Here is a 10,275-nt window from a genome sequence, read left to right on the forward strand (position 1 = left end):
AAATAACGTGAAATTAAAAACATACAAAAAACAAAATCAGAATAGGAAAATTCCTACTCTGATTTAAGTATATTTGAAATATTAAACTAGTCAACCTTTTTCAGGACTAGTCAGTGTATCCTATCCGTGGTTCATTTCGGTATACTGATAGATGAGAAAGCTTAAATAATTCCACTCTACAGAATTTTTTGGATATTTTTTCATGAATTCAGGATTGTCACCAAATAAAAAGTCATAGTTATCTTCAAAATCATCTTTATGAAGCCACATTACTTTATTGCCTTTCTTTACATAATAGGATTTAATAACACCTCCGCCAAATGCAGGGGCACCGGCAAACCCGGTACTCACTGTTTCTGAAGCAAACGGATCATGATAAACCGTAATAAGCTCATTAAATTCAGGATTGATCACCTGCATTAAAAAAGCTCTGGGCTCTTTCTTGTTTTTTAAAGAAACAATCTGGTTTTCGTAAGGAATGGCATCGTCGGTAACAGATTTGCCATATTTTTTTGTACTGTAATTTCTCATGTTTGAAATAAACTTTGCCGCTTTCATCGACTTTTCAGTCTCTGTCGCATATAAATACATTTCAGCAATATCGGCTGCCTCAAATTTTATTGGCTTTCTGGTATCAACATCCTCAATGGTGATGGAAAGAATCTGTCCCCTCTGTTTTTCCCAGGATTTACTGTAACCCTGATGTTCTGTATTATCTTTTAAAATAATGGTGGAAACTTTTTTATCTGTTGCAGTATTGAAACCTTCGTTAAACAGATAGCGGTTCATTTCTTTTCTTTCTTCTTTTGAATATTTTACTTTCTGGGCGAAAGCAGCTGTGCTTGCTACACATAAAGCAAGGAGTAGAGTTTTCAGTCTCATGTGTTATTGTTTTTAATTTTCGGGGCTAAAAGTAGTAAATTAATTCGCTTGTTTTGTAAAAATATAGAAGATTGAAATTTAGCTTTTCCAATTATTGTTAAATGCGTAATTTTAAGGAAATTTTTTAGAAATGATATACGGGGTAGATGTTTTTACTTTCCATGATGTTCTGGAAATCTGTAAAAAGCCAAATAAAGCGAAGCTGAACAAAGCTGCAAAAGAACAAATTTTAAAATCTCAGAAAAACGTACAGAAAATTGTAGAGTCAGACAGATGCGTATATGGAATCAATACAGGATTCGGACCATTATGTGATACTAAAATTTCAGCGGATGAAACCGCTCAGTTACAATATAACCTGATCATTTCTCATGCGGTAGGTGTAGGAAAACCGATTGATAAAGAACTTTCCAAGATCATGATGATTGCTAAAGTACATGCTCTTTCTAAAGGATTTTCGGGAGTTTCCCTGGAGGTTATTGAAAGAATGATTCTCATGCTTGAGAAAGATATCATTCCTGTGGTTCCTGAACAGGGATCTGTAGGAGCTTCCGGAGACCTTGCTCCATTAGCGCATCTCGTATTGCCTTTACTTGGCTTAGGACAGGTTTGGGAAGGAGATCAGGTTTCCGATACCATGGAAGTGTTGAAAAAGCATGACCTTGAACCGCTGGCTTTAGGTCCGAAAGAAGGATTAGGGCTGATCAACGGAACACAGTTTATCCTTGCCCATGCCATTAAAGGACTTGAAAAATTTGAATACTTACTGGACCTGGCGGATATGACGGCAGCCATGAGTATTGAAGCGTACAGAGGTTCTGCAAGCCCTTTCAAAAAAGAACTTCACGATATCAGACCGTTTGAAGGCAGTAAAAAAGTAGCGGCAAGAATGCTTAAGTTCTTAAAGGGATCAGAAAACTTGAAAGCTCACGAAGACTGTGAAAGAGTGCAGGATCCTTATTCCATGAGATGTGTACCACAGGTTCACGGAGCCAGCAGAAATGCTTTTGAACACCTTAGAGGAATGGCGGAAACAGAATTGAACTCTGTTACCGATAACCCGATCGTATTAAGTGCTGAAGAATCTATTTCAGGTGGAAACTTCCACGGACAGCTAATGGCATTACCTTTAGATTATGCTACATTAGCAGCTGCAGAGCTAGGGAATATTTCAGACAGAAGAAGCTACTTATTATTAGAAGGAAAATATGGACTTCCAAGATTATTAACGGAAAGCTCAGGATTGAATTCCGGATTTATGATCCCTCAGTACACTTCAGCAGCCTTGGTTACAGAAAATAAAACATTATGCTTCCCGGCGTCGGCAGATTCTATTCCAACAAGTTTAGGACAGGAAGACCATGTTTCTATGGGAAGTATTTCAGGAAGAAAATTTAACCAGGTTCTGGGAAATCTTGTGAATATTCTGTCTGTTGAGCTGATGTTTGCTGCTCAGGGACTTGAATTTAGAAGACCTGCGAAATGCTCTAAAATAATTGAAGAAAACTTTGCGATTCTTCGTTCTAAAGTTGCCAAGCTTGAAGATGACAGACTTATCGGTAAAGATATGCTGGCCATTGCAGAATTGATTAACGAACGAAAATTTGTTGTCAACTAATACAAAATACTTGAAAGCTTCCGGAAGGGAGCTTTTTGTTTTCACAAATCTTTAAATCCTTCAATTTTTAAATCGTTAAATCAACTAGATGAATATACTCAGAACAGATTCCAGCCATAAAGATTTTCAAAATCTGGTTAAATCCCTTGACGCTACTTTATCCGAACATAATGGAGAAAATGATGACTTCTTTGCTCAGTTCAATACAATAGATACTATCAAAAACTGTATCGTAGTCTATATAGATGATATTCCTGCCGCTTGCGGAGCATTCAAACCATTTTCAGAAGATACCGTAGAAATAAAAAGAATGTTTACCCATCCGGAATTCAGAAAAAAAGGATTAGGCTCTGCCATTGTAAAAGAACTTGAAAACTGGGCTGCAGAACTAAATTTTAAAAAAGCAGTCCTGGAAACCTCCCGGGACCTCAAAAATGCAATTTCAGTATACGAAAAAAGCGGGTTTAACAGAATACCTAATTATGGGCAATACATTGGAGTTGAGCAGAGTGTGTGTTATGAAAAAGCACTATAATTTAATATTCCTGTAATGGTAAATTTACTTTTTTAAAGTTTTTAATTCCCGTTAAAGTGTTATATTGTGGCTCCAACCAAAATTATAACATATGAAAAAAACTGTATTCCTACTGGCAATATTTTTTGCCTTAAACTCGTGCACCAGAGAAGATCTTCAGAACGAAAATGTAAAAACCGAAATGTCTCAGAAAGATCCGTTGACTGCAAAACAAATCAACGAAAGGATCAATCAGGCGATTAAAACGGACGGTACTTTCAATTGGAAGAATGAATCAGATCATTTCGTATGGAGTGCTATTTTCCGTGGAAATAAAATGGTATCGATCGGTTTTGGAACTTCTAAAGATGATTTCGACAGAAGTAAATCTCCAAACAGCAATGATATCGAAAAAGAAGTTCTTTCTGTGATCAAAAAGTATGAAGGAAAAGACGAAAGAAATTTCCTTCTTCTTTCAGATCAGTATCTTAATCAGATGGATGTTGTCATTGAAAATGAGGAAACCATTACCGTTCTTCGACACATGAAAAACATCCGATATGTAGAACCTGCAGATTATCATTATTTTGAATTTGAAGCTCAATATAATGCAGCTGCAAAATCTTCAGGAAGCGGTTCGTCAGGGTGTGGATTTTCATCATCTGCATTAAGTACTGCAGACTATACCTCAACAACGCCAGGTGCAAAAATACCGTGGGCTTTTACTAAACACAGCATTCCTGAAGCTTGGGGTTATAGTACCGGAGCAGGCGTAACCATCGGGCTTATTGATACCGGAGTTTCTCCTGAACAGACTTTATTGGGAGGAAGTTTTAATAATGGTGCTTCTTCAGGAAGAACAATCAGTAAATATGGAGTATATAATTCTGACGGATCAGGAGATCAATGCGGACACGGAACAAAAATGGCTTCCGTAATGGCAGCTCCGAGAAATAATGCAGGATTACCTGTAGGAGTAGCTTATAATGCCAATCTGATCGCTTACAGAGCTGCAGAAAATGTTGTTCTTGAAACATCCAGTGAGCAAACTGCTGTAAAAACGGCTTTCACTGAATTGGGTAACAATACCAATGTAAAAATCATTTCTATGTCGATGGGACACATCTTTTCCGTTGGAAAAATTGAAGACGGAGTGAAATATGCTTATTCTAAAGGAAAACTTATTTTCTGCGCCGGAGGTACTTCTACCAGTTTCACTAGTTTTGTCGGAGTAATTTTCCCTGCATCCATGCCGGAAACTCAGGCTATAACAGGAGTAAAAGAAAATACTTCCAATCAGAAGTGTGATGTATGCCACTCCGGAAGCCAGATCGACTTTACCTTCCAGATGGAGAGATCTTCAGGAAATACCGTTCCTGTATTGAGCTATTACAATGGTCAGGCAGATTATGTGGGTGGTTCTTCAGTGGCTACAGCAGCTACAGCGGGAATTGCAGCGTTGGTTTGGGCTAAAAATCCATCATGGACGAGAGATCAGGTTCTTACTAAAATGAGACAGTCTGCAACCTACTATCCAAATGTTAATTCAAGCTATGGCTATGGAAATATCAATGTTTTAAAAGCTGTACAATAAAATAATAACCCTATAAAAAAAGGAAATATCTCAGCTGAGGTATTTCCTTTTTGTTTTTATATAGAAGGTTTATCCGATCCTTACACTTGTCATGCTCAATGATCCGCCGATAAGCTCATCATTGAATAAATTAAGCTGTTCAGACTGATCTTTTAATCCTAAAGTATACAATAAAGGAAGATAATGATCGGGAGTTGGAACAGCATATTGTAAGAAAGTTCCCTGTTTCTGATAATCGATGATATTCTGAAAATTGCCATCCAGAAGCCAGTTGTTGGTTTTTTCACGGGCTTCCACTGCCCAGTCCCAGCCGGCTCCTACTGTATTGATGTTTTTCCAGTCGATAAGACGAAGGTTATGAACAATATTTCCGCTTCCGATAATCAGGATACCCTTTTCACGAAGTTTGTTCAGTCTTTTTGCCAGATCATAATGATATTGAGGAGGTTTGGTATAATCAATACTCAGCTGGATAACAGGAATATCTGCATCAGGATACATATGTTTGATCACAGACCAAGCCCCATGATCAAGTCCCCAGCTATGATCTTCTTCCACATCTACAGGAAGAAGTAACTCTGCAGTTTCTCTTGCCAGTTCGGGATTTCCCGGAGCAGGGTACTGCACATCAAAAAGGGCTTGGGGAAAACCGTAAAAATCATGAATGGTTTTCGGCATATCCATAGCCGTTACAAAAGTTCCGTCCGTATACCAGTGGGCAGAAATACAAAGAATTGCATTGGGCTTTGGAATTTCTGAGGCTGCTTTCCGGAAACCCTGTACAAATTGATTCTCTTCAATGGCATTCATTGGTGAACCATGTCCAAGAAATAAAACAGGCATTCTCTGTGTGCTTTTAAAACCGTCGCTTATGTTTTGAAGATCGTTGAGGTTCATAAATATTGAAGATTATAAAAAAATAAAAGGTTCAAGGCTTTTAGAAAATCCCTGAACCTTTTGTAATATATGTTATTTACTATGCTTGTTTTACAAACTGTAATTCACCAGCTACTTTCACATCATCACTTACCATTACACCTCCTGCTTCAAGAGCTGCATTCCAGTTTAGTCCGAAATCTTTTCTGCTGATTTTTCCTTCAAAAGAGAAACCTGCTTTTGTATTTCCCCATGGGTCTACATTAATTCCTCCGAAATCTACATCAAGTGTTATAGGTTTTGTAATTCCATTGATGGTAAGATTACCTACAACAGTATTGTTTAATGCCTGAGATTCAAATGTGATCGTAGGGTGAACTTCAGCATTGAAGAACTCCGCCGACTTTAAGTGATTGTCTCTGTCTGTATTGTTGGTGAATACAGAATCCGTCTGGATAGTAGCAGTAGTTTTAGCATTTGCAAAAAACTCATCTTCAGAGTCAATTTCAGCAGTGAAAGTTCTGAAGCTTCCTTTTACGTTAGAGATCATCATGTGTTTTACTTTGAAAGTAATTTCACTATGCGTAGGGTCTAAAATCCATTTTGTTGCCATTGTATTTCGTATTTTTTGTTTGTTATTAATAATGCAAATTTAGGACAGCGTACCTATACAAGTCATTGATATAGGATAAGAAATGAGTTTTTTTGTCAATCGTCAATTTTGCTTCGCAAGGAATGGCGAATTTATTCCAACATCCAATTGACAAGCGCAGCGGATTGACAGTTCATGATTGACTCATTTAATAATAAATGGTGAATTTCGCTTCGCAAGTGAATGGTGAATTTATTTCAATATCAAATTGACAGCGTAGCGGATTGACTATTCACAATTCACCTATCCTAATCCCGTTAAAAATTCTACTATTAAGTTAAGGAATAATTCCTTTGAATACATGAATTCCATTTTATGAATGTTTTAATTTAACATTTCTTAACGAATGATTTTTATTTCTTATTTTTGAAGGATTCAATTTTATACAATGAACTTACATAAATTTTCTTTATTGATGCTGGTTTTAGGCAGTTCAGCATTTGCCCAGACCCAGAAGTTTACCATGGCGGAGGCTGTAAATGGGATGAGGACCAACCTTGCTGTGAAAAATATTTCCCAGTTTTCATGGTCTGCAGACGGGAAATCATACATTCAGGCAGTAAAAGGCGGTTATCTGATTACAGATTTGAAAACCAACAAACAGGATACTCTGGTATCTCTTACCCAATTGAATAAACAGTTTACAAATGATAAACTGAAAGCCGTTCCTGCTATTAGATTCACAGGGAATTCTAATGCCTATTTTACTACCGGTGGTAAAATGTCATGGATTGAAAAATCCGGAAACGATTGGAAAATAAAAAGCACAGCTGCGATTGATCAGGATGCTGCCAATGTTAAGATGTTTGGTGATGGCCATACTTTTGCCTTCACAGTAAAGAATAATTTGTTTGTAAACAAGAGCGGAAAAACGATTGCTGTAACTAACGAAGCCAACGAAAATATAATCAGTGGTCAGGCAGTTCATAGAAATGAATTCGGAATTGATACCGGAATTTTTCCTGCCCCAAATTCTGAGAGTGTAGCTTTCTATAAAATGGATCAGAGCATGGTAGCAGATTACCCGATCATCGATTGGTCTGTAACACCTGCTGTAAACCACAATATCAAATACCCGATGGCTGGTCAGACTTCTCATCAGGTGACATTAGGCGTTTTCAATATCAAAACCCAATCTACTACGTTCTTAAAAGTGGAAGGCGAAAAAGATCAATATCTGACGGCTGTTACCTGGAGTCCGGATTCAAAGTACATCTTTGTAGGGGTTTTGAACAGAGGCCAGAATCATATGAAAATGAATCAGTATGATGCTGTAACAGGAGAATTGGTAAAAACATTATTTGAAGAAACAGACAGCAAATATGTAGAGCCGCAACACCCACTTACTTTCTTCCCGAATTCTAATACGGACTTTATCTGGCAGAGCCAGAGAACAGGATATAATCATTTGTTCCATTATAGTCTTGAAAAAGGACTTGTAGCTCAGATTACAAAAGGAGATTGGCTGGTAACTGATATTTTAGGATTCAATGAAAAGAAAAAGGAGATCTACTTCACCTCAACAAAAGAGACTCCTTTGGAAAGACATTTATACAGAATCAACTGGACCAACTTCAAAATGCAAAAGCTTGATAATGCAGAAGGAATGCACATCGGAACTTTGAGCGGCGATGGGAATTATCTGTATGATGCTTACAGCAATGCGAATTCACCGAGAGTTGCCAACATTATCAATACAGCGAATTTAAAAGCTACGAATATCCTTACTTCTGAAAATCCATTAAAAAATTATCAGAGACCGGAAATTAAAAACGTAGTGTTAAAGGCTGATGACGGAACTCCTTTGTACGGAAAGATTATCCTTCCAACCAATTTTGATCCGAACAAAAAATATCCGACTATTGTTTATCTGTACAACGGACCCCACTTACAGCTGATCACGAATAGCTTTCCGGCTTCAGGAAACCTTTGGTATGAATATATGGCTCAGAACGGATACATCATCTTCACAATGGATGGAAGAGGTTCTTCTAACCGTGGAATGAAGTTTGAGCAGGCTGTATTCAGAAATCTGGGAACGACAGAAATGAACGACCAGATGAAAGGAGTAGACTACTTAAAATCTCTTCCTTATGTAGACGGGGATAAAATGGGAATTCACGGATGGAGTTTCGGAGGATTTATGACAACAAGTTTCATGCTTCGTAAGCCGGATGTATTCAAAGTAGGAGTAGCAGGAGGACCTGTAATCGACTGGAGTATGTACGAGATCATGTACGGAGAAAGATATATGGATACTCCGCAGGAAAATCCACAAGGTTACGCGGCTGCAAATCTATTGGATAAAGTTCAGAACCTGAAAGGAAAATTACTGATGATCCACGGCGCTCAGGATGACGTAGTCGTATGGCAGCATTCTATTAAATTCATCAAATCTGCTGTTGATAACGGAGTTCAGCTGGATTACTTTACTTATCCGGGACATCCGCATAATGTAATCGGAAAAGACAGAGTTCACCTGATGCAGAAGATTACAGATTATTTTGATTTATATCTGAAGAAATAATAATAGAATCCAGCCGGAACGGCTGGATTTTTTGTTTTTGCTAATCTTTTGGAAAACGCAAAGGCACAAGATTATTAATGGATTATGTCGTAAGGCACAAAGATTTTATCTGCGATAAAATTTTATAATCCCTAATACTATAAGAACTAATCTTTGTTGAAAATCTTCGATTTTCTTGCGCCTTAAACAGAAAGATAAAGATCTTTTTGCGCCTTTGCGTTTTCCAACAAAAGCACAATTTGCTTTGTTCGCAATGACACTCTCGTGTTATTAGTGATACATTAGTGTTATTTGTGTTTTAAAAAAGTAACTTTTCGATCTTAACAAACATCAATGTTTTTGGTTTTCCATAGTGGTAACTTTGTATCACTAAAATCAACAATATGGAATTAGGAATAGGAATGTTCGGAGATCTGGCTTTAGACCAGTCAACCGGAAAATATAGAGATGCAGGAATTAAGATCCGTGAAATACTGGATCAGGTAAAATTGATGGATGAGGTAGGAATTGATGTTTTTGCTATGGGAGAACATCACCGTCCGGATTATGCTGTTTCCTCTCCGGAGATTGTTTTGGCAGCAGCAGCAAGCATTACAAAAAATATAAAACTGGCCAGTGGAGTGACTGTTTTAAGTTCTTCAGAACCAGTAAAAGTATATGAAGATTTTTCAACACTGGATCTTATTTCAGACGGAAGAGCAGAGATCTTTGTCGGACGTGGAAGTTTCATCGAATCATTTCCGTTGTATGGCTATTCACTGAATGATTATGAACAGCTATTTGATGAAAAACTGGAATTATTACTGAAGATCAATTCTGAAGAAAATGTAAGCTGGTCAGGAAAACTTCGTGCACCGATGCAGAATCAGACGGTATACCCAAGAGCAAAAAATGACGGAAAACTTTCCATCTGGAGAGCCGTTGGGGGAACGCCGCAGTCTGTTTTGAGTGCAGCGCAGCTTGGAATGCCTTTAGTGGTAGCTATTATTGGAGGAATGCCTGTTCAATTCAGAAATCTGATCGAGTTTTATAAGCAGGAATACCAAAAAGCGGGACATGATGTTTCAAAAATGCAGATCGCAATTCACTCCCATACTTTTGTGAGTGATGATCAGAAAGTAGTGGATGGATATTTCCATAATTATAAATCACAGATGGACAGAATTGGAGTTTCAAGAGGTTGGGCTCCTTATACAAAAGCACAATATGAAGGTGGAAGAAGTAAAGATGGTGCATTATTTATCGGAAGTCCGGCGGAAGTAGCAGACAAGATTGCTTATATGAAAGAAATTTTCGGAATTACAAGATTTATCGGCCACATGGATGTAGGAGATCCTACTCATGATGTGATGATGAAATCGATAGAATTGTTTGGAAATGAAGTGAAGCCTGTTATAAAAGGACTGTAACAGGAAAGTTTGTGAGGTGTGAAAGTGAAAGCCACGAAAGATCTGTTTCTTTTGTGGCTTTTGTTGTTTTAAAGGTAGTATTAAACAATCTGTGCTATAACAATACATTCGCTACAAAATGAAGTAAGCTTTTATATGATACAGAAAATTGAAAAGGGAGACTAATGCGGTTTCCTTTTTTGCATATCTAAAAGCCCATTATT

At 37.5% G+C, this 10,275-nt stretch carries 8 protein-coding genes; 5 read left to right on the plus strand and 3 right to left on the minus strand.

The genetic code is table 11. The features are described from left to right. Window positions 1–120 precede the first annotated feature (120 nt). On the minus strand, window positions 121–882 hold the full coding sequence (locus FFS26_RS22135; protein ID WP_110011807.1) for a hypothetical protein: 762 nt from the start codon (window positions 880–882) through the stop codon (window positions 121–123). A gap of 130 nt (window positions 883–1,012) precedes the next feature. Here FFS26_RS22135 and hutH point away from each other — a divergent pair, with 130 nt between their 5' ends. From hutH to FFS26_RS22150, 3 genes are all read left to right on the plus strand, one after another. Further along, window positions 1,013–2,500 carry a histidine ammonia-lyase gene (gene hutH / locus FFS26_RS22140; RefSeq protein ID WP_110011806.1) on the plus strand — a complete coding sequence of 496 codons (1,488 nt, stop codon included), beginning with the start codon at window positions 1,013–1,015 and terminating at the stop codon, window positions 2,498–2,500. A gap of 88 nt (window positions 2,501–2,588) precedes the next feature. Continuing rightward, window positions 2,589–3,035, plus strand: a complete 447-nt coding sequence (locus FFS26_RS22145) for a GNAT family N-acetyltransferase (protein WP_137906175.1) — start codon at window positions 2,589–2,591, stop codon at window positions 3,033–3,035. 91 nt (window positions 3,036–3,126) lie between these two features. Further along, complete coding sequence (locus tag FFS26_RS22150; protein ID WP_137906176.1) at window positions 3,127–4,608, plus strand: S8 family peptidase; 1,482 nt, start codon at window positions 3,127–3,129, stop codon at window positions 4,606–4,608. A gap of 69 nt (window positions 4,609–4,677) precedes the next feature. Here the strand turns inward: FFS26_RS22150 and ygiD are convergent, their stop codons facing one another. Then, on the minus strand, window positions 4,678–5,505 hold the full coding sequence (ygiD, locus tag FFS26_RS22155; RefSeq protein WP_110011803.1) for a 4,5-DOPA dioxygenase extradiol: 828 nt from the start codon (window positions 5,503–5,505) through the stop codon (window positions 4,678–4,680). A 79-nt stretch (window positions 5,506–5,584) separates the two neighbouring features. Continuing rightward, window positions 5,585–6,097 carry a YceI family protein gene (locus tag FFS26_RS22160; RefSeq protein ID WP_110011802.1) on the minus strand — a complete coding sequence of 171 codons (513 nt, stop codon included), beginning with the start codon at window positions 6,095–6,097 and terminating at the stop codon, window positions 5,585–5,587. Between the two features lie 427 nt (window positions 6,098–6,524). Between FFS26_RS22160 and FFS26_RS22165 the strand changes: the two genes are divergently transcribed. After that, window positions 6,525–8,663, plus strand: a complete 2,139-nt coding sequence (locus FFS26_RS22165) for a S9 family peptidase (protein WP_110011801.1) — start codon at window positions 6,525–6,527, stop codon at window positions 8,661–8,663. A 383-nt stretch (window positions 8,664–9,046) separates the two neighbouring features. Then, window positions 9,047–10,072 carry an LLM class flavin-dependent oxidoreductase gene (locus tag FFS26_RS22170; protein WP_110011800.1) on the plus strand — a complete coding sequence of 342 codons (1,026 nt, stop codon included), beginning with the start codon at window positions 9,047–9,049 and terminating at the stop codon, window positions 10,070–10,072. Window positions 10,073–10,275 lie beyond the last annotated feature (203 nt).

Source organism: Chryseobacterium sp. 2VB, from assembly GCF_005503635.1.
GTDB classification, from domain to species: domain Bacteria; phylum Bacteroidota; class Bacteroidia; order Flavobacteriales; family Weeksellaceae; genus Chryseobacterium; species Chryseobacterium cupriresistens.